At 62.7% G+C, this 19,030-nt stretch carries 27 protein-coding genes; 6 read left to right on the top strand and 21 right to left on the bottom strand.

The window, feature by feature from the left end:
* Window positions 1-15: 15 nt before the first annotated feature.
* The 4 genes from AB3G31_RS01320 to AB3G31_RS01305 all read right to left on the bottom strand — a co-directional run bounded on the left by AB3G31_RS01320 (window position 16) and on the right by AB3G31_RS01305 (window position 2,322).
* The gene (locus AB3G31_RS01320) at window positions 16-708 is read right to left on the bottom strand and encodes a PhaM family polyhydroxyalkanoate granule multifunctional regulatory protein (protein WP_367848439.1); all 693 of its coding nucleotides are present in this window, start codon (window positions 706-708) and stop codon (window positions 16-18) included.
* 133 nt (window positions 709-841) lie between these two features.
* Window positions 842-1,312 carry a copper chaperone PCu(A)C gene (locus AB3G31_RS01315; RefSeq protein ID WP_367848438.1) on the bottom strand — a complete coding sequence of 157 codons (471 nt, stop codon included), beginning with the start codon at window positions 1,310-1,312 and terminating at the stop codon, window positions 842-844.
* Between the two features lie 13 nt (window positions 1,313-1,325).
* Window positions 1,326-1,871, bottom strand: a complete 546-nt coding sequence (locus AB3G31_RS01310; protein ID WP_367848437.1) for a YcnI family protein — start codon at window positions 1,869-1,871, stop codon at window positions 1,326-1,328.
* A gap of 79 nt (window positions 1,872-1,950) precedes the next feature.
* Window positions 1,951-2,322: a hypothetical protein gene (locus tag AB3G31_RS01305; RefSeq protein ID WP_367848436.1), complete on the bottom strand. Its 372-nt coding sequence runs from the start codon at window positions 2,320-2,322 to the stop codon at window positions 1,951-1,953.
* Window positions 2,323-2,405: 83 nt separating this feature from the next.
* On the opposite strand from AB3G31_RS01305, the gene AB3G31_RS01300 reads away from it, so the two are divergent.
* On the top strand, window positions 2,406-3,989 hold the full coding sequence (locus AB3G31_RS01300; RefSeq protein WP_367848435.1) for a DUF2235 domain-containing protein: 1,584 nt from the start codon (window positions 2,406-2,408) through the stop codon (window positions 3,987-3,989).
* A 60-nt stretch (window positions 3,990-4,049) separates the two neighbouring features.
* On the opposite strand, the gene AB3G31_RS01295 is transcribed toward AB3G31_RS01300, so the two are convergent.
* The 3 genes from AB3G31_RS01295 to AB3G31_RS01285 form a co-directional block, all read right to left on the bottom strand.
* Window positions 4,050-4,988, bottom strand: coding sequence for a YcjF family protein (locus AB3G31_RS01295; protein WP_367848434.1), 939 nt, complete (start codon window positions 4,986-4,988; stop codon window positions 4,050-4,052).
* Window positions 4,989-5,142: 154 nt separating this feature from the next.
* A complete protein-coding gene (locus tag AB3G31_RS01290; protein ID WP_367848433.1) occupies window positions 5,143-5,541 on the bottom strand; it encodes an energy transducer TonB in 399 nt (132 codons plus the stop codon).
* A 164-nt stretch (window positions 5,542-5,705) separates the two neighbouring features.
* Complete coding sequence (locus AB3G31_RS01285) at window positions 5,706-6,692, bottom strand: fumarylacetoacetate hydrolase family protein (RefSeq protein WP_367848432.1); 987 nt, start codon at window positions 6,690-6,692, stop codon at window positions 5,706-5,708.
* Window positions 6,693-6,736: 44 nt separating this feature from the next.
* On the opposite strand from AB3G31_RS01285, the gene AB3G31_RS01280 reads away from it, so the two are divergent.
* Genes AB3G31_RS01280 through purU form a run of 4 tightly spaced genes read left to right on the top strand, consistent with a single transcriptional unit; the run spans window position 6,737 to window position 9,782 of the window.
* Window positions 6,737-7,792, top strand: a complete 1,056-nt coding sequence (locus AB3G31_RS01280; RefSeq protein WP_367848431.1) for a DUF3108 domain-containing protein — start codon at window positions 6,737-6,739, stop codon at window positions 7,790-7,792.
* A 59-nt stretch (window positions 7,793-7,851) separates the two neighbouring features.
* A complete protein-coding gene (locus tag AB3G31_RS01275; protein ID WP_367848430.1) occupies window positions 7,852-8,145 on the top strand; it encodes a DUF3567 domain-containing protein in 294 nt (97 codons plus the stop codon).
* On the top strand, window positions 8,146-8,937 hold the full coding sequence (locus AB3G31_RS01270; protein WP_367848429.1) for a ChaN family lipoprotein: 792 nt from the start codon (window positions 8,146-8,148) through the stop codon (window positions 8,935-8,937).
* Window positions 8,934-9,782 (top strand): formyltetrahydrofolate deformylase, encoded by an 849-nt coding sequence (purU, locus tag AB3G31_RS01265; RefSeq protein ID WP_367848428.1) that lies wholly within the window; start codon window positions 8,934-8,936, stop codon window positions 9,780-9,782. The genes AB3G31_RS01270 and purU overlap by 4 nt, the downstream gene beginning before the upstream one ends.
* Here the strand turns inward: purU and asd are convergent.
* Window positions 9,775-10,617, bottom strand: coding sequence for an archaetidylserine decarboxylase (gene asd, locus AB3G31_RS01260; RefSeq protein WP_367848427.1), 843 nt, complete (start codon window positions 10,615-10,617; stop codon window positions 9,775-9,777). The genes purU and asd overlap by 8 nt on opposite strands.
* A 69-nt stretch (window positions 10,618-10,686) precedes the next feature.
* On the opposite strand from asd, the gene AB3G31_RS01255 reads away from it, so the two are divergent.
* Window positions 10,687-11,559 (top strand): LysR substrate-binding domain-containing protein, encoded by an 873-nt coding sequence (locus tag AB3G31_RS01255; protein ID WP_367848426.1) that lies wholly within the window; start codon window positions 10,687-10,689, stop codon window positions 11,557-11,559.
* An 84-nt stretch (window positions 11,560-11,643) separates the two neighbouring features.
* On the opposite strand, the gene AB3G31_RS01250 is transcribed toward AB3G31_RS01255, so the two are convergent.
* The 13 genes from AB3G31_RS01250 to tuf form a co-directional block, all read right to left on the bottom strand.
* Window positions 11,644-12,153 (bottom strand): peroxiredoxin, encoded by a 510-nt coding sequence (locus AB3G31_RS01250; RefSeq protein ID WP_367848425.1) that lies wholly within the window; start codon window positions 12,151-12,153, stop codon window positions 11,644-11,646.
* 112 nt (window positions 12,154-12,265) lie between these two features.
* Entirely contained in the window at window positions 12,266-12,535 is a 270-nt protein-coding gene (gene rpsQ / locus AB3G31_RS01245; protein WP_295952998.1) for a 30S ribosomal protein S17, read from the bottom strand.
* 11 nt (window positions 12,536-12,546) lie between these two features.
* The gene (gene rpmC, locus AB3G31_RS01240; protein WP_295952997.1) at window positions 12,547-12,756 is read right to left on the bottom strand and encodes a 50S ribosomal protein L29; all 210 of its coding nucleotides are present in this window, start codon (window positions 12,754-12,756) and stop codon (window positions 12,547-12,549) included.
* A 13-nt stretch (window positions 12,757-12,769) separates the two neighbouring features.
* A complete protein-coding gene (rplP, locus tag AB3G31_RS01235) occupies window positions 12,770-13,186 on the bottom strand; it encodes a 50S ribosomal protein L16 (protein WP_029708121.1) in 417 nt (138 codons plus the stop codon).
* A gap of 2 nt (window positions 13,187-13,188) precedes the next feature.
* Complete coding sequence (rpsC, locus tag AB3G31_RS01230) at window positions 13,189-14,091, bottom strand: 30S ribosomal protein S3 (RefSeq protein ID WP_315188277.1); 903 nt, start codon at window positions 14,089-14,091, stop codon at window positions 13,189-13,191.
* A 13-nt stretch (window positions 14,092-14,104) separates the two neighbouring features.
* Entirely contained in the window at window positions 14,105-14,434 is a 330-nt protein-coding gene (rplV, locus tag AB3G31_RS01225; protein ID WP_295952990.1) for a 50S ribosomal protein L22, read from the bottom strand.
* 10 nt (window positions 14,435-14,444) lie between these two features.
* Window positions 14,445-14,723: a 30S ribosomal protein S19 gene (gene rpsS, locus AB3G31_RS01220; protein WP_295952987.1), complete on the bottom strand. Its 279-nt coding sequence runs from the start codon at window positions 14,721-14,723 to the stop codon at window positions 14,445-14,447.
* A gap of 11 nt (window positions 14,724-14,734) precedes the next feature.
* On the bottom strand, window positions 14,735-15,559 hold the full coding sequence (rplB, locus tag AB3G31_RS01215) for a 50S ribosomal protein L2 (protein WP_315228369.1): 825 nt from the start codon (window positions 15,557-15,559) through the stop codon (window positions 14,735-14,737).
* Between the two features lie 2 nt (window positions 15,560-15,561).
* Complete coding sequence (rplW, locus tag AB3G31_RS01210; RefSeq protein ID WP_295952978.1) at window positions 15,562-15,891, bottom strand: 50S ribosomal protein L23; 330 nt, start codon at window positions 15,889-15,891, stop codon at window positions 15,562-15,564.
* A complete protein-coding gene (gene rplD, locus AB3G31_RS01205; RefSeq protein ID WP_367848424.1) occupies window positions 15,888-16,508 on the bottom strand; it encodes a 50S ribosomal protein L4 in 621 nt (206 codons plus the stop codon). Before rplD ends, rplW begins: the two co-directional genes overlap by 4 nt.
* Entirely contained in the window at window positions 16,508-17,182 is a 675-nt protein-coding gene (gene rplC, locus AB3G31_RS01200) for a 50S ribosomal protein L3 (protein WP_315246657.1), read from the bottom strand. The genes rplD and rplC overlap by 1 nt, the downstream gene beginning before the upstream one ends.
* Window positions 17,183-17,396: 214 nt before the next feature.
* Window positions 17,397-17,711 carry a 30S ribosomal protein S10 gene (gene rpsJ, locus AB3G31_RS01195; RefSeq protein ID WP_019575636.1) on the bottom strand — a complete coding sequence of 105 codons (315 nt, stop codon included), beginning with the start codon at window positions 17,709-17,711 and terminating at the stop codon, window positions 17,397-17,399.
* A gap of 19 nt (window positions 17,712-17,730) precedes the next feature.
* Window positions 17,731-18,921 carry an elongation factor Tu gene (gene tuf, locus AB3G31_RS01190; protein WP_367848423.1) on the bottom strand — a complete coding sequence of 397 codons (1,191 nt, stop codon included), beginning with the start codon at window positions 18,919-18,921 and terminating at the stop codon, window positions 17,731-17,733.
* Window positions 18,922-19,030: the final 109 nt, after the last annotated feature.

Here is a 19,030-nt window from a genome sequence, read left to right as displayed (position 1 = left end):
GATGGGTGGGGGAGCTTATCCCGGGTGCTTCTTGACCGCCACCTTCTTGGGTGCGGCCTTTTTAGCAGGGGTCTTTTTGGCAGCGGGTGGGGTGGCACCGGCCTTGGGGGCGGTCGATGGCACCACGGTTTTGCGCGCGGCATTGGCGATTTCGCCCACGCTCTTCATGGCTTCGGCGGCGAAGTTGGTGGCCAGGTTTTTGCTCTTTTCCAGCGCGGCCTGGGTGTTGGCATCTTTGAGTGCCGCACCGGCGATCTGCTGGAACTGCTCGGTCAGCGAACCCCACCATTGGAGTGGATCGACGATGCCGGGCGCGGCGGGGGCCTCGGCGGCAGCGGCTTCTTCCTTTTCGGCGGGTTTTTCCACCGGTTTCTCCGCCGCCTTCGGGGGGCTGGCGGCTTCGGGCTTGAGCTTGAAGGCGCTGGCCAGCTCGGTCATGCTCAGGTTCATGCCCTTGAGGGTGGCCAGGGTCATTTTTTGCACTTCCAGCGCCTGTATCGTGGCTTTCAGGGCTACGGCGTTCTGGTCCAGCCAGAACTGCACCGCCTTGAGTTCGGTGATGCGCTTGTCCAGCTCTTCCACGCTGAGGGTCGGGGCGACCCAGCCGCCCATGGCCGGGGCGGCGGTGGAAGCGCCTTTGCCCAGGTTCTGTAAAAAGTCAAAACCGGGCACAAATTTGCTGAAGTCAAAGGCGGGTGTGTCGCTCATGGTGTCTCCTGATCTTCTTGTGAAACCACTTTCGTGGCTTGGGATGCTGTGCACCCAAGTCCATGAAAGTTGGGGGTGGGCTACGGTCACAGTACGCAGCCTGTACAGCTTACCGCAATGTGTCAGAAATGCTTCAGTGCTTGTGTTCTCCCATGCCGCCAGGGGGGACGGTGGCCACCGGCAACTTCAGTTCCAGGGTGCTTTGTACGCCCTTGGCATCCTGGAACACCAGGGTCATGGGCACGGTGCTGTCCTTGGGCAGCGCGGCCTTCAGGTCCATCAGCATGACATGGAAGCCGCCGGGGGTCAGCGCCACCGGCTGGCCCGCGGGCAGCGCCAGGCCACCCGCCACGGCGCGCATGCGCATCACGTCGCCCTCCATCTTCATTTCATGCACCTGCGCCACCCCGGCCACCGGGGTGCTGACCGAGACCAGCCGGGCATCGGCCTTGGCGGTCAGGGTCATGAAGGCCCCCGAGGCCTTCTGGCCCTGCACACTGGCGCGGACCCAGGCATCTTTGACCTCGACATTCTGGGCATAGGAACTTTGCACAAAAAGACCGCTGGCGCAGACCAGTAGCGCGAGAGAAGCTACGAATTTCATAGTGTTTGGGCTTTCAATGCTGGTGGCCAGCGTGGTCGGACGGGATGATCTCGAGCATGGCGGCGGGCGTTTTCAGGTCGTGCGCCGAGGTGCCGGGGGCGGGCATGTCCGACCAGTCGATGCTGCCTTTTTCGCAGGTCTGCAGCACCTTGAAGGCCATGGTACCGGCCTCGGCAGGCAGGCTGCCGCGCAGCACGAACTCGTCAAAGTAGGCATCGGGCAAGGCGTTGCCGGGGGTGGCGGTCCAGGTGATGTGGGTCACGCCCTCGGTGACGGGCGTGCCGTGGTTGTCGTACGGTTTAGCCAGCCGCCCCACGGTGGTGGACAGCACCCAGCCCGCCTTGGGCTGGGGCTTGGCACCCTGGAAGCCCGCCGGTACGGTGACGCGGATGGCGGTGGTGGCCGCACCGTCGCAACCGTGGCCCACGCGCAGGGCGGCGCTGTAGCCGGTGTTGGCCAAGGCCGCAGGATCGGCCAGAACAATATGGGCAAAAGAAGTGCTAGCGCTGATGGCTAGGGCGCAAGCAGCTACGGATTTGAGAGCAAAAGAAAAAGACATACGCATTCCGGCAAAAAAACATAAGAAAACCGCCGTCCACGCCGCAGGTACGGGCGTGGGCAGCTATCTATTTAGGAGTCTAGGCGGAAGCAGGTGGCCCGCGCGCGGGCAGGGGCGCAGCAGCGGCATGGGCGGCGTGCACCCCTGGCTGGCTGCGCAGTGCGTACGACAGGGCGGACGGTGGCTCGACCCGGAGGTTGACCGGCGTGGGGGGCGGCGCTGCGGCGGTGGCGCACAGCGGGCAATCGCCCATCTGGCTGACCACCTGGGTGCTGCCGTCGGGGGCGGTGACCAGCAGCTTGACCGCCCCGCCGCTGGAGCACACCAGCTCCATGGCCTGCGGGTGCGTCAGCGGCGACGCAATCGCCACGCCCAGCGACAGCGCAAAACACAGCAGCACCCAGCGCACCAGACGGCGGGCCAGGGTGTGGGGGCTGTGCAGGCGAGACATGATTTGGATTATCGCTCCCCCATTTGGAGGATGCCATGGCAAGGACTTTCTGCACACAATGGCCCGTCCCATAGGAAAACCAAATGAAGCGGCTCATTTTGTGCAACGACGGCACCTGGAACTCCCCCACCCAGGAGGACAACGGCATTCTGGCCCCGACCAATGTGGTCAAGCTGTACAACGCCCTGGCCCCGCAGGACCACCAGGGCCAGCCGCAAACCAGCTACTACCACCCCGGCGTGGGGGCCGAGGGGCATGCGCTGGACAAGATCAGCGGCGGGGCCGTGGGCACCGGCATCAGCAAGCACCTGTGCAGCGCCTACCACTGGCTGGCCACGCACTACACGCCGGGCGATGCCATCTATATATTTGGCTTCAGCCGGGGGGCGTTTACCGCCCGCAGCCTGGGCGGCTGGCTGGGGCGCGGCCTGCTGGACCTGCGCGAGGTGCCATCCAAAGCCGCCTGGCAGCGCGTGGATGCGGCCTACCTGGCCTACCAGCGCTACGCCACCCGCGACGAAGACACCCGCGGCTGGGCCCGCGACACAGACTTCGACGGCGTGCCCGGCTGGAAGTTCTTTCACGGCGAGGAGGCCACCCCGGTGCGCTTTGTCGGGGTGTGGGACACGGTGGGCGCATTGGGCGTGCCCGACGACTTCGAGCTGCTGAACCTGTTCGACAACGGCAAAAAATGGCGCTTCCATAACACCGCCTTGGGCCAACACGTCCGCACCGCCCGCCACGCCATGGCGCTGGACGAGATCCGCGCCAGCTTCACCGTGACCCGCTGGAGCAACGCCGCCGGGTCGCCCCACGCGCACCCTGACGCGCAAGAGGTGTGGTTCCCCGGTGTGCACAGCAACGTGGGCGGCGGCTATGCCAACACCGACCTGTCCGACGGCGCGCTGCTGTGGATGCTGGAGCAGGCCGAGGCCGCCGACCTGGTGTTCCGCCCCGGCATCACCCACACCCTCAAACCCAACCCGCTGGGCGTGCTGCACAACTCGTACAAGGGCGCGTTTGCCAAGCTGCGCTCGCGGCCCCGCAAGATAGAAGCCATGGTGCCCGACCAGCAGGCGCGCTTCCACGACAGCGCCCGCACCCGGCAGGCCGCCTCGCCCATCGCCTACCCGGCCTACCACCCCACGGTGGAGCTGGCGGTGGGCGGCAGCCACACGGTAGATATCCACGCCGACACCGTCTGGAACACCACCGGCGTGTACCTTGCCGCAGGGCAGCGCTACACCTTTGCCGCCACCGGCGAATGGCAAGACAGCCAGGACGCCTGCGACTGGCGGGGCACCGAGAACGACGACTACACCTTGGGCGACCTGGCCCGGGCGGTGGGCTCGCTGGGGGGCAAGCTGGAGGACCTGGTGAAACGCGCCACCGGCAACGCCTCCACCGACTTCTGGCTCACCAAGCGGGTCGAGTCCTACCCCTGGTTCAGCCTGGTGGGGGCCATCGCCAACGACTCGGGGGACGACTCCATCGTGCCCAACGACGGCAGCCCCGACCCCCACGAGTACCTGAACCTGCCCGCCCACGCCCAAGCGCCGTTCCAGGTGACGCGGCCCGGCTACCTGTTTTGCTTTGCCAACGACGTGTGGGCGCTGTATGGCAACAACCACGGCAGCGTGCGGCTGACCATCACCCGGGTTGCATAACTTTCAGGCCGCCCACGCTTATCCCATAAGCACAAGCAGCTACTATTTACATAGCAACTGCTAGACTCCGCGCACCATGGCCAAGACCTTGCCCGCGTCCAGGGTGCGGGCGGTCTCTTGCATGGCGGGCAGGTAGCGGCCCTGCAGGCCCTGCGCCTCCTGGGCCACGCTGGCGTAGGCATCCTTGAGCGTCTGGGTGGACAGGGTGCGCCCGCCCGCGTAGTAGCGCTTGGCCACGTGGCCCAGGGCGTAGGTGGCGGCAAAGCCCATGCCGCTGCTGACGGCCTGCTGGCCCAGCCCGCGCGCCAGGCCCCCGCCCAGCTTACCGAGCAGGCCGCCCAACAGCTTGCGCCCGGCCTGCTCCAGATACTGGGCGGTCAGGCCCACGCCCACGGTAGCCAGAAAATCTTTGATATGGCCCCGGTCCAGCTCAAAACCATGGGCCTTGCCGATGCCATACACCAGCCGCATCTGCAAGGGGATGATGGCCATGGTGGACAGGGATTCGGGCAGCAGCTCCAGCGCGCCATTGACGATGGCGGCGTTCAGAATCGTTTTGTCCAGCTCGGCATCGCCGGGCTGGGGCGGCGCGGCGGCGGCCACTGGCGTAGCGACGGCCAATGGCGCGGAGGCCATGGCATCGGCCTGCTGCGAGAACTGCGCGGTTGCCGCCGTGCCCAGCCCCAGCGTCTGCTGCACGCTGGCCAGAAAACGCTGTTCGGCTACCGACTGCACGCCGTCGGCATCGCAGACGCAGACCGCCATTTCATAGGCCAACTGCCTGGATTCGGCGCTGGTCAGCGCGGCGGCCACGCTGTCGAGAGAGACGCGCTTCATCAGCACGTCCTGGTACAGCGTGGGCAGGTTCAGGCCATCGGCTTGCGACAGGCCTTCGGCGATGCGCTTGATTTCGGCGCGCTCGCGTTCGTGCTTTTCGCCATCCACAAAAGCGGCGAGCAGGCTCAGGGTGACGATGGCGCGGGTTTCAGTTGCGTGCATGGAAAGGCTCTCTGGACAGGACGGAACCGGTTGGTGCCTGCGCAGGCCCAAAGGTTCCGGACCGCCCCCGCTTCCGCACCATCAAAAATTTAAGCCATTCAGGACGCTAGCGCTTACAGAATAAGCACAAGCAGCTACTGATTACATAGCAAAATCACCGCGGCCGGTCGTAGAACTTGAAGGTCATGGGGGCCACCACGGTGACCGGCAGGGCCACACCGTTCTCACGGTACGGCACAAAGCGCAAGGCTTGCACCGACACCAGCGCGGCCTCGTCGAGCAGCGGGTTGGCGCTGGTTTGGGCGACGCGGGCGCGCTGCACCGTGCCGTCGGCGGCCACATACACCTGCAGCACCACCGTGCTGTTGCGCGAGCGGTCACGCACCATGTCCACCGCGGGCAGCGGGATCTTGGCCACCCAGGGGTCGGTGCTGCGCATGTCCTCGATGCTGACCTGCTGCTCGGGCCATTCGGCTTCGGGCGGGGCCGAGGCGCAACCCACCAGCACCGCCGCGGCGGCGGCCATCAAACCTCGGATCACAAAACTCTTCATAAGAACCTCAAAAAAAACAACCCACAGGAGGATGACCCAAAACTAAAACTAGACCACACGCAGCCCAGAAACACCGCAGAACTGGCTTTGCCAGACTGCTGGTGTTGCCCCCTGCAAGGGGGTTGGCGAAAACACGCAGTGTGCAGCCTGGGGGTGAGCCACATTCAACGGGGGGCAACTTCCTGGTCGATGGCTCCGAACAGGCTCAGGCCATCCTGGCCCTTCATCTCGATGCGCACCGTGTCGCCAAACTGCAAATAGCCGGTGCTGGGCTGGCCGCTGAGCTGGGTTTCCATGGCGCGCTTTTCGGCAATGCTGTGGTAGCCGTTGGGCCACTGGGCTTTGGCCCTTCCCTCCGATCCTTTGCCGTTGCCCACATTCGCTACCGGCCCGGAGCCCACGATGCTGCCCGCCCGCACCGCCCGCGTGGCGCACAGGTGGGCGATGAGCTGGCCAAAGTGGAACTGCATCTCGGCCCCGGCGTCGCACATGCCGACCTTGCGGCCATTCCAGCTGGTGTGCAGCGGCAGGTGGACGCGGCCCTTGTCCCAGGACTCGCCGAGTTCGTCCAGCGTTACCGCCACCGGGCTGAACGCCAGGGTGGGCGCGCTCTGCACCCAGCCCGCGCCCTTGGCGTGCTCGGCCGCCTCCAGGCTGCGCAGGCGCACGCTGTTGGTCAGCACCAGCAGGCGCACGCCGTCCAGCGCCTGCGGCGGGCTCACGCCCTGGGGCACGTCGGCGGTAATGGCGGCCAGACCGGCACAGAAGTCCATGCCCAGCGCCTCGGAGCTGCAACGCAGCGGGTCGCAGGCACCGGCAAAGTGGTCACCCGTGGCGGGGGCCAGCACCGGGCTGGCTCCGGCCTCAGGGGGCTGCAGCAAGCTGGGGTAAGCCTGGCCCTCCACCACCTGGTAGGCGCGGGGCAAGGGGGCCAGACACTGGCGCGGGTCAAAGGCAAAGCTGTGGCGGGCGCGGCCCTGGTTCAGTGCGTCCGACAGGTCTTGCAGCTGGGGGCTGAGGAAGCTCCAGTCGTCCAGCACCTGTTGCAGGCGGCTGGCCACCCCGGTCGCATAATGGGCTGTGGCCAGATCGCGCGACACCACCACGAGCTGGCCATCGCGGGAACCATCCTGGTAGGTGGCCAATTTCATACGGAAGTCAGACGGAGGATGGGGATAAAGCGTTGCATAGCCCAATGAGTTTAACGAAGCCCTCTCTGTCCCTGCTGGCCATTGCCGGCGCCGTGCTGCTGGCCCACCTGGCCGTGCTGCAACGCCTGCCTGCGATGCTGCAGGTGCAGACCCCCCTGGTGGTGCAGACGCTGAGCACCCGCACTATCGCGCCGCCACCCGTGCCGCCCGCCCCCGCCACACCCCGACCGGTGCCACCCAAACCCGTGCGCAAGGCCGCGCCGCCACCGCCCGAGGAACCCAGCACCACCGTCGCGACGGCAGAGCCCGTAGAGCCTGCGCTGCCAGAGCCGGTGCCGTCTGCGCCCGAGCCACCCGCGTCGGCCCCGCTGCCTGTGGAGGCGCCGCCCCCGCCCGAACCCCCGGCCTCTGCCGCATCGGCCCCTGCGCCACCCGCGGTGCCGCTGACCCTCGCCACCCGGTTTGCCTTCCCCGAGCCGGTGCGCCTGCTGTACGCGCTGACGGGCGAGTCCAAAAAGCTGCATTACAGCGCCCGCGGCGAACTGCTGTGGAAGCAGGACGGCCAGCATTACGAGGCCACGCTGCAGGCCAGCATGCTGTTTCTGGGCTCGCGCACCCGCACCAGCACCGGCAGCATCGCACCCGAGGGCCTGGCGCCGCAGCGCTTTTCCGATAAATGGCGCACCGAGGTGGCGGCCCACTTCGACCAGGCCAACCACCGCGCCAGCTTCAGCGCCAACACCCCCGAGGTGGTGCTGCAGACCGCGGCACAAGACCAGCTCAGTGTGGTCCTGCAACTGGCGGGCATCCTGGCTGGCGACCCCGCCGCCTACCCGCCCGCGGCCACCATCGCCATCCAGACCATCGGCCCCAAGGACGCCGATCTGTGGATCTTCAGCGTGGAGGGGCCCGAGAAAAGCTTCCTCCCCTACGACAGTCTGGACACGCTCAAACTCGTCCGTAAACCGCGCAAGGAGTTCGACCAGAAGGTCGAGCTATGGCTGGCCCCTGGCATGGGCTACCTGCCGGTGCGGCTGAAAATCACGAACGCCAATGGGGATTACGTAGACCAGCAGCTGCGCGGAGTGGAAAAGCCCTAAGCTTGAAACCAAAGCAATCGACTCCAACTGTGCTGTAGCTTTGAAATAAGGACCCCGCCATGAACACGCTTTACGACTCCGAATCTTTTGTGGTGGTCCACATGCAGCCGGTTGCCGCCCTGGAAGCCCTCCTGCCGGTGGAAGACACCCCCCGCCCGCCCACGCTGGAGCGCCACGGCTTTGAAATCGTGGACAAGCGCTCAGGCAAAGAGGTGTACCTCGATGGCTCGTGGGCCGAGCTGTTCCAGCGCCACATTGCCGCCTGGCAGCTCAACACGCCCACCCAGGAAGAAGTCGAAGACACACTGGAGCAGTACGCCGGGCTGGCCCAGAACCCGGTCAGCATCCACTGATTGCCCACCCGCATGCTGCTGCGCGCCGCCCTGCTGGCCACGGCCTTGTTGAGCGGCTGCGCTACGCCATCGCCGAACCGCATCCTGGCACTGCTGCCCGCCGATGCCATCCTGCTGGGTGAGCAGCACGATGCACCCGACCACCAACGCATCCACCGCGAGACGGTAGAGGTTCTGGCCGCCCAGGGCCAGCTTGCGGCCTTGGTGCTGGAGATGGCCGAACAAGGCCATAGCACCCGCGGCCTGGCCGCCTCCGCCAGCCCCAATGCCGTCCAAACCGCCCTGGCATGGGACGACGCGGGCTGGCCCTGGGACGCCTACGGCCCGGCCGTGATGGCCGCCGTGCAGGCCGGGGTGCCGGTGTTCGGTGCCAACCTGCCACGCGCCCAGATGCGCGCGGCCATGGCCAATGGGCGGCTGGACGGTGCCCTGCCCGGCCCGGCGCTCAAGGCCCAGCAGCAGGCCATCCGCCTGGGCCATTGCGGCCTGCTGCCCGAGAGCCAGATCGGCCCCATGACCCGCATCCAGATCGCCCGCGACCAGGCCATGGCGCAAACCCTGCAGGCAGCGGCCGTGCCCGGCAAGACGGTGTTGCTGCTGGCCGGGGCGGGCCATGTGGATGCCACCCTGGGCATTCCCCAATATCTGCCCCAAAATTTCCAATCAAAAACGGTGCTGCTGCTTGTCCAATCAGCGCAAGAAGCTCCTAAAAGCATAGTAAATTTTGATAGCATCTGGAGGACACCCCGCATTCCGCCAACCGACTACTGCGCGACAATCCAGCCCCAATGAACCACGCCCACATCCTCACCCTGTCTTGCCCCGACCGTCCGGGCATCGTGCACGCCGTATCCGGCTTTTTGCTGGAGCGCGGCTGCAACATCGAAGAAGCCGGCCAGTACAACGACCCCGACACCGGTTTGTTCTTCATGCGCGTGCAGTTCGCCAGCGCGGCCCACAGCACCGCGGAATTGCGCAGCCAGCTGACACCGTTCGCCGAAGGCTTTGCCATGCGCTGGAGCCTGCACGACGCGGCCGAACCGGTGCGCACCGTGCTGCTGGTCAGCAAGGAAGGCCACTGCCTGAACGACCTGCTGTTCCGCTGGAAAAGTGGCCTGCTGCCACTGGACATCCGCGCCATCGTCAGCAACCACCGCGAGTTCTACCAGCTGGCGGCCAGCTACAACGTGCCGTTTCACCACATCCCGGTGACCGCCGCCACCAAGGCGCAGGCCGAAAGCCGCATCTATGAGGTGATCGAAGGCGAAGGGGCCGAGCTGGTGGTGCTGGCGCGCTACATGCAGATCCTGAGCGACGACCTGTGCCGCAAGCTGGCCGGGCGGGCCATCAACATCCACCACAGCTTTTTGCCCAGCTTCAAGGGCGCCAAGCCCTACTACCAGGCGCACGACCGCGGCGTGAAGCTGATCGGCGCCACCGCCCACTACGTGACCGCCGACCTGGACGAAGGCCCGATCATCGAGCAGGATGTGGCCCGCGTGGACCACAGCCGCACGGTAGAGCACTTCACCGCCCAGGGCCGCGACACCGAGAGCCAGGTGCTGGCCCGCGCCGTCAAGTGGCACAGCGAGCACCGCGTGCTGCTCAACGGCCACAAGACCGTTATTTTTAAATAGCGTTGGCCATCACCTCGCCCAGGCGCACGCTGCCCGCGGGTGCCCAGGCGGGGTTAAACGTGAGCGGGCCTTTGGGGAACAGCATCACCACGGTCGAGCCCAGCAAAAAGCGGCCCATCTCCTCGCCCTGCTTCAACACCACCTGCTGGTCGTCGTAACGCCATTCGCGCACCGGGCCGCGCGGCGGGTTGATCACGCCCTGCCAGACGGTGGCCATGCTGCCAACGATGGCTGCACCCACCAGCACCAGCACGAACGGACCCCGCGGGGAGTCAAACACGCACACCACCCGCTCGTTGCGCGCAAACAAGCCCGGCACGCCCTGCGCCGTCACCGGGTTCACCGAGAACAGGTCGCCGGGCACGTAGACCATGCGCGTCAACCGCCCGTCGCAGGGCATGTGGATGCGGTGGTAGTCCTTGGGGCTGAGGTAGATGTTGGCAAAGTGGCCGTTCTCGAACAGCGCGCCCAGCGCCGCGTCGCCACCCACCAGGGCCGTGGTTGAGAAGGTATGGCCCTTGGCCTGGAAGATCTGGTCGCGCTCGATACGGCCAAACTGGCTGATCGCGCCGTCCACCGGGCACACCAGGTCGGCGCGGGCCAGCGGACGGGCGCCCGGCTTCAGTGCCCGGGTAAAGAAGTCGTTGAAGCTGGCGTAGCTGGTGATGTCGGGGTTGGCCGCCTCGGCCATGTTCACCCCGTACTTGCCGACGAACCAACGGATGATGCCGGTGGTAATGCCACCGGCGCGCGCCGTGGCGACGTGCCAGCCAAAGGCAGTGATGGCGTGTTTGGGCAGCAGGTACTGCAGCCACACTTTGAAACGGTCAGACACGCGCAATCCCCTAGGCGAAAAGGGGGCCATTGTAGTCAGCGGCCCGCGTCGGACGGGTCACAATCGGGCATGGCTGCTACGCGTATACCCCCGATCCAATGCCTGCTGACCTTCGAGGCGCTGGCCCGGTTGCGCAGCGTGACACAGGCGGCCGAGGAACTGTGCGTCACGCCCAGCGCCGTGAGCCACCGGGTCAAGCAGCTGGAGCAGATCCTGGGCACCAAGCTGTTTGGCCGGGCCGACTTTTCGCTCACCACCGAGGGCAGCGAGTACCTGGCCCATGTGCGCGAAGGGCTGGCGATTCTGGAGCGCTTCCCCAGTGCCCAGTCGGCCCCGGGCAAGCGCAAGCTGCGGCTGGCCGTGACGCCCACCTTTGCCCGCGCCATTCTGATCCCGCGCCTGCGCCAGTTCACCGAGGCCTACCCCGAGATAGACCTGACGCTGCAGGTGTCGATTCCGCTGCTGGACGTGGTGGCCGAAGATGCCGATCTGATGGTGCGCTTTGGCACCGGCCGCTACGCCGACGTGGAGCACGTCTGCCTGACCCGCGACGAAGTCACGCCTTTGGCCTCGCCCGCCTTTGTGCGCGAGCACGGCCCGTTTGAGAGCGTGGCCGACCTGGAGGGTGCCCGCCTGCTGCGCAGCCCGCTGGAGCCCTGGCGCACCTGGTTTGCCGCCCACCAGCAAGACTGGCCGGAACCCGTCGAGGGTTCGCAGTTCAACGATATCGGTTTGATGTGCGATGCCGCGGCCGCTGGCATGGGCATCGGCCTGGTGCGCCTGCGCCTGGCGACCGCCTGGCTGGAAAACGGCTCCCTGGTGCGCCTGTTTGCGCGCAACGTGCCCAGCCCGCATGCCCACTACCTGTGCTGGCATGCCGGTGCGATGGACCGCTGGGAATGCGCGGCGTTTGCCGACTGGCTCAAAAAAGCCATGGTCTGAACAGCACCACTGGCCTTTAAGCAAAAAGAGCTGCCCATGCCGATTCCATCGGCGTGGGCAGCTATTATTTAGATAGCAAAAGGTTTAAGCAGCCTTGGCCTGGGCCAGCAGGGTTTCTGCGCCGCTGACTTCCAGCTTGCCGCCGTCTTCCAGGTTCAGGGTCTGCACCACGCCGTCTTTCACCAGCATGGAGTAGCGGTGGCTGCGGATACCCAGGCCCTTGGCGGTCAGGTCCAGCACCAGGCCGGCGGCGGTGGTGAAGGCGGCGCTGCCGTCTGCCAGCATGCGCACCTTGCCAGCCGTCTTTTGGTCACGGCCCCAGGCCCCCATGACAAAGGCGTCGTTCACGCTGATGCACCAGATTTCGTCCACGCCCGCGGCCTTGAAGGCTTCGAAGTGCTGCACATAGCCGGGCACGTGCTGGGCCGAGCAGGTGGGCGTAAACGCGCCGGGCAGGGCGAACAGGGCAATCGTCTTGCCTGCGGTGGCCTTGCTGACCTCGACCGGGTTGGGGCCGATGCTGCAGCCTTCGCCTTCAACTTCGATGTACTCCATCAGGGTGGTGGAAGGCAGGGTGTCGCCGACTTTGATCATGGTGTGCTCCTTTGTAGGTTAAAAATGGAAATGGGCTCGTGAGAACATGTTCTTCGAGCCCAAAAACAAAAACGGCCCACATTGTGAGCCGTTTTTTAACTAGTTTGCAGAATTAAACCGCAATAGCCTTTTGCACCAGACGGGTCGCAACCCAGTTCTTGGTTTTAGAGATCGGACGGCTTTCCGTGATCTCGATGGTGTCGCCCAGCTTGTACTCGCCCTTTTCGTCATGGGCGTGGTACTTGCTCGACTTGCCAACGATCTTGCCGTAGAGCTCGTGCTTCACACGGCGCTCGATCAGCACGGTCACAGTCTTCGTACGCTTGTCGCTGACCACCTTGCCAACCAAGGTGCGCTTGAGGGATGTTTTAGCTTCCGTCATGTTGTTGCTCCTTACTTAGCAGATTTGTCAGCCGATTGCTTCTCGACAAGAATGGTCTTGGCGCGGGCAATGTCACGGCGCGCAGTGCGCAGCGTAGCTGTGTTGTTGAGTTGTTGCGTGGCTTTTTGCATACGCAGACCGAAATGGGCGCGTTGCAGCGCTTTCACTTCAGTTTGCAGGCCGGCAACGTCTTTGGTACGTAATTCAGTAGCTTTCGTCATCTCAATCTCCTGATCACTGACCAATCATGCGGGCCACGAAGGTGGTACGCAAAGGCAGTTTGGCAGCTGCCAAACGGAACGCTTCACGGGCCAACTCTTCGGGAACACCGACGATTTCAAACACGATCTTGCCGGGCTGGATTTCAGCCACGTAATACTCGGGGTTACCCTTGCCGTTACCCATCCGCACTTCAGCAGGCTTTTGGGAAATTGGCTTGTCGGGGAACACACGGATCCAGATACGACCACCACGTTTGACGTGGCGGGAAATCGCACGGCGTGCGGCTTCAATCTGGCGGGCCGTCAGACGGCCACGGTCCGTGCACTTCAGACCGAAATCACCAAACGCAACCGAGCTACCCCGGGTTGCGATGCCGGTGTTACGGCCTTTTTGCTCTTTGCGGTACTTGCGACGCGCGGGTTGCAACATGTTTATTCTCCTTTACCGTCAGCTGCAGCAGGTGCAGCAGGCGCGGCTACTTTACGGACGCGCTGAACGGTAGATTTCGGTGCCGTAGCACCTGTGGCTTCAACAGGTTTGTCGCTACCGTCTGCAGGAGCCGCATTGGCACCAACAGGACGGCGGGGACCACGAGCTGGAGGACGGTCATTGCCACCAGGACGGCCGCCGCGGTCATCGCGACGGGGTCCACGGGGACGACGCTCTTCATCATTGCGCGGCTCTTGCACAGCAGGCAGATCGTTACGACCCAAGGTATCACCCTTGTAGACCCAAACCTTCACGCCAATAATGCCGTAAGTGGTTTTGGCTTCCGAGGTGCCGTAGTCGATGTCCGCACGCAAGGTGTGCAGTGGCACGCGACCTTCGCGATACCACTCGCAACGAGCGATTTCAATGCCATTCAGACGGCCAGACGACATGATCTTGATGCCCAGGGCACCCAGACGCATGGCGTTTTGCATGGCGCGCTTCATCGCACGGCGGAACATGATGCGCTTTTCGAGCTGCTGGGTGATGCTGTCGGCAATCAGCTTGGCATCGATTTCAGGCTTGCGCACTTCTTCGATGTTGACTGCGACGGGCACGCCCAATTGCTTGGCCAGGTCACGCTTGAGGTTCTCGATGTCTTCGCCTTTTTTGCCGATCACGACGCCCGGACGAGCCGAGAAAATCGTGATACGGGCGTTCTTGGCAGGACGCTCGATCAAGATGCGCGAAACCGAAGCATTCTTCAGTTTGGCTTTCAGGTACTCACGTACCTTGATGTCTTCGGCCAGCATGCCGGCGAAGTCGTTGTTGCTTGCATACCAACGGCTGGACCAGTTACGGCTGACCGACAAACGAAAGCCGGTAGGGTGGATTTTTTGTCCCATATCTTCCGACCTTTTAGTTACCGACCGTCACGTACACATGGCACGTGGGCTTGCTGATACTGTTACCACGGCCCTTTGCACGGGCTGTGAAACGCTTGAGAGTGGCACCTTGTTCAACGAAGATGGTCTTGACCTTCAACTCGTCGATGTCGGCACCGTCATTGTGCTCAGCGTTGGCGATAGCCGACTCCAGAACCTTCTTGATGATCACAGCAGCTTTTTTCTGCGTGAACTCCAAGACGTTCAGGGCTTGGTCTACCTTTTTGCCGCGGATCAAATCTGCGACCAGACGGCCTTTGTCTACTGACAAACGCACGCCGCGAAGGACTGCACGTGTTTCCATGGTCTATTCCTTATTTCCGCACGACTTTTTTGTCGGCAGGGTGACCCTTGAAAGTACGGGTGAGTGCGAACTCTCCCAACTTATGGCCCACCATTTGGTCGGTAATATAGACAGGGACGTGCTGTTTGCCGTTGTGCACAGCAATGGTCAGGCCGATGAAATCGGGCAAGATCATGGAACGACGCGACCAGGTCTTAATTGGCTTTTTGTCTTTGATGGCGACGGCTTTTTCAGCCTTGGCCAGCAAATGGTGGTCTACGAAGGGACCTTTTTTAAGTGAGCGAGTCATCTAGCTACCCCTTACTTCTTGCGACGCGACACCACCATCACTTGGGTGCGCTTGTTGTTACGGGTACGGTAACCCTTGGTCAGATTGCCCCAAGGATCGACTGGATGACGGCCTTCGCCGGTCTTACCTTCACCACCGCCGTGTGGGTGATCGACAGGATTCATCACCACACCGCGAACGGTTGGGCGGATACCCTTCCAACGCTTCGCACCGGCCTTGCCCAAACGGCGCAGGCTGTGTTCTTCGTTGGCGACTTCACCAATGGTGGCGCGGCATTCGATGTGGATCTTGCGAACTTCACCGGAGCGCATACGCACCTGGGCATAGATGCCTTCACGTGCCAACAGCGTTGCCGAGGTACCAGCCGAACGGGCGATCTGTGCACCAGCACCGGGCTTGAGCTCGATGCAGTGGATGGTCGAACCCACAGGGATGTTACGGATAGGCAAAGTGTTACCAGCGCGGATCGGTGCTTCTGCACCGCTCATCAGGCTTGCACCGGCTTCCAGGCCACGGGGAGCAATGATGTAACGACGCTCGCCGTCGGCATAGCACACCAGAGCGATGTGGGCCGTACGGTTTGGATCGTATTCAATACGCTCAACCTTTGCGGGGATGCCATCCTTGTTGCGAACAAAGTCCACAACGCGGTAATGGTGCTTATGACCGCCGCCACGGTGGCGGATGGTGATATGACCATTGTTGTTACGGCCCGCTTTTTGGAACTGGGGTTCCAGCAGCGCCGCGTGAGGAGCACCCTTGTACAGGTGGTCACGCGAGACCTTCACCATGCCGCGTTGGCCTGGCGAAGTGGGTTTCATTTTAATGACAGCCATGATTACGCGGCCTCCCCGGTCAGGTTCAGCTCTTGACCAGGCTTCAGCGTCACATAGGCCTTGCGAATGTTGTCGCGGCGACCGATGGATTTGCCAAAACGCTTGGTTTTGCCTTTGGTGTTGACCACAGAAACGCCCTTGACTTCCACCTTGAACATCAGCTGCACTGCAGCCATGATCTCGTGCTTGGTCGCGTCCTGGAGTACCTTGAACGTCACTGCGTTGGACTTCTCAGCCACCATAGTTGCCTTTTCAGACACGATGGGAGCGATCAGCACTTGCATCAGACGGCCTTCGTCAAATTGACGCTTCGTCGAGTTCATGCGGCTCATGCGAACATCTCCTGGAGTTTGTCCATGGCAGCCTTGGTCACCAAAACCTTCTTGTAGTGGACCAGCGACACCGGATCGGCGTAACGGGGTTCAACCACGAGAATGTTGACCAGATTGCGGGAAGCCAAATACAGGTTTTCATCGATTTCGTCCGCGATGACCAGCACCGACGCCAGATTCATCGCCTTGAACTTTGCCGCCAGGGGCTTGGTCTTGGGGGAATCGACGGTCAGCGAGTCAACGACGGCCAGACGACCTTCGCGGGCCAGCTGCGACAGGATCGCAGCCATACCAGCGCGGTACATCTTCTTGTTGATTTTTTGCGTGAAGTTTTCGTCAGGCATATTCGGGAAAATACGACCACCGCCGCGCCACAGGGGCGAGGAGGTCATACCGGCGCGAGCGCGGCCAGTTCCCTTTTGCTTGAACGGCTTCTTGGTCGAGTGGCGAACCTGCTCACGGTCTTTTTGGGCACGGGTGCCTTGACGCGCGTTGGCTTGGAAAGCGACTACAACCTGGTGCACCAGATCTTCGTTGTAAGCACGACCGAATACAGCTTCAGACGCATCAAACTTGGATGCGGTCTGGCCTTGGTCATTCAGGAGTTCGAGCTGCATTAGTTCGCTCCTTGCGTTACTTTGGCCTTGATGGCGTGGCGCACCGTCACAAAACCGCCCTTGGAACCAGGAACTGCGCCCCGGATCAAAAGCAGTTGACGGGCTTCGTCGATGCGGATCACGTCGAGGTTCTGGGTGGTGACTGTGTCCACACCCAAATGACCCGTCATGCGCTTACCAGGGAACACGCGACCTGGATCCTGGGCCATACCAATGGAGCCAGGAACATTGTGCGAGCGGCTGTTACCGTGCGAAGCACGCTGCGAGCTCATGTGGTGGCGCTTGATGGTGCCGGCAAAGCCTTTACCAATCGTGGTGCCTTGCACGTCGACTTTTTGACCCACGGCAAACACAGCACCAGCGGCGACAACAGAACCCGGCTTGTACTGGGCGGCTGCATCGGACGTGACGCGGAATTCCTGGATGATTTCACCGGCTTCAACGCCTGCTTTCGCAAGGTGACCGGCCGCCGGCTTGGTCACACGCGAAGCTTTGCGTGCGCCGAATGTGACCTGCAGGGCCACATAACCGTCGTTCTCTTGGGTTTTGATCTGGGTGACACGGTTGTTAGACACGTCTACCACCGTCACAGGAACTGCGTCCCCGTCATCGGTGAATAGGCGCATCATGCCTACCTTGCGGCCCAGCAACCCTAGGGAGTTGCTTTGACTCATTGTTTTCTCCGTAACTTCCACCCGTGTAACTGCAATTGGCTACACGGTTTTTGCGTGAAAGACTGTTAATAAAACTGCGCTGAAATCCTTGCGAATTTCAGCGCAGCCTTGGAGTATAGCCCGCACTTGCATTTTCGGCAAGTCCGGGCTATTTCCTTGGGGGATGGGTGGCTCCCGCTTGCGCGAAAACCACACCGATTGCCTTACCGCTGATTTATTGCAGCTTGATTTCGACGTCCACGCCAGCGGGCAGATCGAGCTTCATCAACGCGTCAACAGTTTTGTCTGTTGGGTCAACGATGTCCATCAGACGCTGGTGCGTACGGATTTCGAACTGGTCGCGGCTGGTCTTGTTGACGTGCGGCGAACGCAGGATGTCGAAACGCTTCATGCGGGTTGGCAAAGGCACGGGGCCCTTGACAATCGCGCCGGTGCGCTTAGCGGTATCCACAATTTCAGCGGCCGATTGGTCGATGAGTTTGTAGTCGAACGCCTTCAGGCGGATGCGGATTTTTTGCTTGGTAGACATGGTGTGTTCCTACGTCGTTTTAAGCAATGATCTTGGCAACCACACCGGCGCCGACGGTCTTGCCGCCTTCGCGGATAGCGAAGCGCAGACCTTCTTCCATGGCGATGGGGTTGATCAGCTTGACGGTGATCGACACGTTATCGCCAGGCATGACCATTTCCTTGCCTTCTGGCAACTCGATCGCACCGGTCACGTCCGTGGTACGGAAGTAGAACTGGGGACGGTAGTTGTTGAAGAAAGGAGTGTGGCGGCCGCCTTCGTCTTTGCTCAGCACGTAGATTTCGGAGGTGAAATGCGTGTGGGGCTTGATCGAGTTGGGCTTGCACAGCACTTGGCCGCGCTGCACGTCTTCACGCTTGGTGCCGCGCAGCAAGATGCCGACGTTGTCGCCAGCCTGGCCTTGGTCCAGCAGCTTGCGGAACATTTCCACGCCGGTGCAGGTGGTCTTCTGGGTCACGGTGATACCGACGATTTCGATTTCTTCACCGACCTTGACGATACCGCGCTCGACACGACCGGTCACCACGGTGCCGCGGCCAGAGATCGAGAACACGTCTTCCACGGGCATCAGGAATGCGCCGTCCACTGCACGCTCAGGCATGGGGATGTAGGTGTCGAGTGCTTCGGCCAGCTTGATGATGGCTTCTTCGCCCAGGGGACCCTTGTCGCCTTCCATGGCCAGCTTCGCCGAGCCGTGGATGATGGGGGTGGTGTCGCCAGGGAAATCGTATTTGTCGAGCAGCTCGCGCACTTCCATTTCAACGAGTTCGAGCAGTTCGGCGTCGTCGACCATGTCGCACTTGTTCAGGAACACGATGATGTAAGGCACGCCCACCTGGCGGGCCAACAGGATGTGTTCGCGGGTCTGGGGCATGGGGCCGTCAGCAGCCGAGCACACCAGAATCGCGCCGTCCATCTGGGCCGCACCCGTGATCATGTTCTTCACATAGTCAGCGTGGCCTGGGCAGTCGACGTGGGCGTAATGGCGGTTGGCGGTTTCGTATTCGACGTGGGCGGTATTAATGGTAATACCGCGCGCTTTTTCTTCGGGCGCTGCGTCGATCTGGTCGTACGCCTTGGCTTGGCCGCCGAACTTGGCTGCCAGCACGGTGGTGATGGCGGCGGTCAGTGTGGTTTTGCCATGGTCAACGTGGCCGATCGTGCCCACATTGACGTGGGGCTTGGTACGTGTGAACTTTTCTTTTCCCATTTTTCAATTCTCCAAAGAGCTAATTCCCGTGTCAGGTTTAACGTCTGCACAGTGTTGCTGGATCGCCTCGCACGGGAACAAGGCGGCACACCATCGCAGACAGGGGGAT

Source organism: Rhodoferax sp. WC2427 (genome assembly GCF_040822085.1).
Lineage (GTDB): Bacteria > Pseudomonadota > Gammaproteobacteria > Burkholderiales > Burkholderiaceae_C > Rhodoferax_B.
This window is presented reverse-complemented; position numbering and strand designations above follow the sequence as displayed.

Coding starts and splice junctions, on each gene's coding strand:
- AB3G31_RS01320 (WP_367848439.1), bottom strand. CDS start 708: ATGAGCGACACACCCGCCTTTGACTTCAGCAAATTTGTGCCCGGTTTT.
- AB3G31_RS01315 (WP_367848438.1), bottom strand. CDS start 1,312: ATGAAATTCGTAGCTTCTCTCGCGCTACTGGTCTGCGCCAGCGGTCTT.
- AB3G31_RS01310 (WP_367848437.1), bottom strand. CDS start 1,871: ATGTCTTTTTCTTTTGCTCTCAAATCCGTAGCTGCTTGCGCCCTAGCC.
- AB3G31_RS01305 (WP_367848436.1), bottom strand. CDS start 2,322: ATGTCTCGCCTGCACAGCCCCCACACCCTGGCCCGCCGTCTGGTGCGC.
- AB3G31_RS01300 (WP_367848435.1), top strand. CDS start 2,406: ATGAAGCGGCTCATTTTGTGCAACGACGGCACCTGGAACTCCCCCACC.
- AB3G31_RS01295 (WP_367848434.1), bottom strand. CDS start 4,988: ATGCACGCAACTGAAACCCGCGCCATCGTCACCCTGAGCCTGCTCGCC.
- AB3G31_RS01290 (WP_367848433.1), bottom strand. CDS start 5,541: ATGAAGAGTTTTGTGATCCGAGGTTTGATGGCCGCCGCCGCGGCGGTG.
- AB3G31_RS01285 (WP_367848432.1), bottom strand. CDS start 6,692: ATGAAATTGGCCACCTACCAGGATGGTTCCCGCGATGGCCAGCTCGTG.
- AB3G31_RS01280 (WP_367848431.1), top strand. CDS start 6,737: ATGAGTTTAACGAAGCCCTCTCTGTCCCTGCTGGCCATTGCCGGCGCC.
- AB3G31_RS01275 (WP_367848430.1), top strand. CDS start 7,852: ATGAACACGCTTTACGACTCCGAATCTTTTGTGGTGGTCCACATGCAG.
- purU (WP_367848428.1), top strand. CDS start 8,934: ATGAACCACGCCCACATCCTCACCCTGTCTTGCCCCGACCGTCCGGGC.
- AB3G31_RS01255 (WP_367848426.1), top strand. CDS start 10,687: ATGGCTGCTACGCGTATACCCCCGATCCAATGCCTGCTGACCTTCGAG.
- AB3G31_RS01250 (WP_367848425.1), bottom strand. CDS start 12,153: ATGATCAAAGTCGGCGACACCCTGCCTTCCACCACCCTGATGGAGTAC.
- rpsQ (WP_295952998.1), bottom strand. CDS start 12,535: ATGACGGAAGCTAAAACATCCCTCAAGCGCACCTTGGTTGGCAAGGTG.
- rpmC (WP_295952997.1), bottom strand. CDS start 12,756: ATGACGAAAGCTACTGAATTACGTACCAAAGACGTTGCCGGCCTGCAA.
- rplP (WP_029708121.1), bottom strand. CDS start 13,186: ATGTTGCAACCCGCGCGTCGCAAGTACCGCAAAGAGCAAAAAGGCCGT.
- rpsC (WP_315188277.1), bottom strand. CDS start 14,091: ATGGGACAAAAAATCCACCCTACCGGCTTTCGTTTGTCGGTCAGCCGT.
- rplV (WP_295952990.1), bottom strand. CDS start 14,434: ATGGAAACACGTGCAGTCCTTCGCGGCGTGCGTTTGTCAGTAGACAAA.
- rpsS (WP_295952987.1), bottom strand. CDS start 14,723: ATGACTCGCTCACTTAAAAAAGGTCCCTTCGTAGACCACCATTTGCTG.
- rplB (WP_315228369.1), bottom strand. CDS start 15,559: ATGGCTGTCATTAAAATGAAACCCACTTCGCCAGGCCAACGCGGCATG.
- rplW (WP_295952978.1), bottom strand. CDS start 15,891: ATGAGCCGCATGAACTCGACGAAGCGTCAATTTGACGAAGGCCGTCTG.
- rplD (WP_367848424.1), bottom strand. CDS start 16,508: ATGCAGCTCGAACTCCTGAATGACCAAGGCCAGACCGCATCCAAGTTT.
- rplC (WP_315246657.1), bottom strand. CDS start 17,182: ATGAGTCAAAGCAACTCCCTAGGGTTGCTGGGCCGCAAGGTAGGCATG.
- rpsJ (WP_019575636.1), bottom strand. CDS start 17,711: ATGTCTACCAAGCAAAAAATCCGCATCCGCCTGAAGGCGTTCGACTAC.
- tuf (WP_367848423.1), bottom strand. CDS start 18,921: ATGGGAAAAGAAAAGTTCACACGTACCAAGCCCCACGTCAATGTGGGC.